Source organism: Aliiroseovarius sp. S2029 (assembly GCF_023195575.1).
Classification (GTDB): domain Bacteria; phylum Pseudomonadota; class Alphaproteobacteria; order Rhodobacterales; family Rhodobacteraceae; genus Aliiroseovarius; species Aliiroseovarius zhejiangensis.
The window spans coordinates 1-656 of sequence record NZ_JALPQE010000022.1 but is presented as its reverse complement, the minus strand read 5'-3'; the positions used below and the strand labels follow the sequence as shown (position 1 = coordinate 656).

The following is a 656-nucleotide window of genomic DNA, read 5'->3' as shown; positions in this document are numbered from 1 at the left end:
TCTATCGACGCCCGGATGTGGAACAATTGGTCGGGCTGTCACGCTCGACGCTTTACGCGATGATGGCCGAGGGGACATTCCCCAAGCCGATCAAGTTGGGCAAGCGTGCTGTCGGCTGGCGAGCCATCGACATTGAAGCGTGGTTTGAAGCGCGCAGCCTGGGCGGGGTGTTCCAATGAACATGCACAATTGCAGTTTTGTACACTCCGCCAATCTTAGCGTTCGCGAAACCTCGGACAACTACCGCGCCGAGCTGTTCCGCAAGGGGCATTATCGGGTCATCGTCTGTCGCCACGGTCTGCAATGGGTCTTGCAAAAGCAGCGCCGCAAAATATCCGTGTTGGGGGCAGCTTGGCGCAATATTGGCTACTGCACCACCAAAGAGGCCCTGATCCGGCTTCAACAGGCGTATAACGCCCCTCAGCATCCATTCATGGACGCCTTGCCCGCACGGTTTGCCTGCGAGGTGCGGCAATGATCCTGGCCGAACACATTACCCGCACGCTTGGAGGAACCTGGCGCGGACAAAACGGGCTTGCCTATTGTCCCGCCCATGAAGATCGGTCGCCCAGTCTAAGCCTGGGCGTGGGGGTCGATGGTCGTATATTGGTGCATTGCCATGCGGGCTGCTCTTATGGGGCCGTGATGGACGCGCT

General features: G+C 59.0%; 2 protein-coding genes and 1 pseudogene. All 3 read left to right on the top strand.

Going from position 1 to position 656, the window contains the following annotated elements; translation table 11 throughout:
• Positions 1–17 precede the first annotated feature (17 nt).
• On the top strand, positions 18–179 hold the full coding sequence (locus tag MUY21_RS15985) for an AlpA family phage regulatory protein (protein WP_348984600.1): 162 nt from the start codon (positions 18–20) through the stop codon (positions 177–179).
• Positions 176–478, top strand: a complete 303-nt coding sequence (locus MUY21_RS15980; RefSeq protein WP_248411266.1) for a hypothetical protein — start codon at positions 176–178, stop codon at positions 476–478. The genes MUY21_RS15985 and MUY21_RS15980 overlap by 4 nt, the downstream gene beginning before the upstream one ends.
• Positions 475–656: pseudogene (locus MUY21_RS15975) on the top strand (hypothetical protein); the annotation flags it as partial. The gene MUY21_RS15980 and the pseudogene MUY21_RS15975, both read left to right, overlap by 4 nt.

What these genes read in the sequence shown, in the direction of transcription:
- MUY21_RS15980 (WP_248411266.1), top strand. Translation starts at nt 176, where the DNA reads ATGAACATGCACAATTGCAGTTTTGTACACTCCGCCAATCTTAGCGTT.